Here is a 246-nt window from a genome sequence, read left to right as displayed (position 1 = left end):
GTTGTCATCACTGTGGCTTGGCTGCCGGTTACCAATGCACCAACCGTCACCTGAGAAATACCAATTCGGCCATCAATAGGCGCTTTAATTTTGGTATAGCTTAAATTTATTTTGGCATTTTCTAAAGCTGCTTCTGATCCTTTTTGTTTGGCTCTTGCTTCCAAGAAAGCGACATGAGCATCATCAAGATCCTGCTGTGACACGTTATTTTGTTTACGTAATTCGGTATAACGTGCATTTTTTAAT

The 246-nt window shown here is 40.2% G+C and carries 1 pseudogene; it reads right to left on the bottom strand.

Annotated elements, in window-relative coordinates:
• Nucleotides 1-246 (bottom strand): annotated as a pseudogene (locus AAEY75_RS16600) (efflux transporter periplasmic adaptor subunit); the annotation flags it as partial.

It is taken from the genome of Psychrobacter sp. TB55-MNA-CIBAN-0194 (assembly GCF_040309505.1).
GTDB classification, from domain to species: Bacteria; Pseudomonadota; Gammaproteobacteria; order Pseudomonadales; family Moraxellaceae; genus Psychrobacter; species Psychrobacter fozii.
Note: the sequence above shows the minus strand (reverse complement) of the source record. Positions and strands in the feature narration are given on the sequence as shown.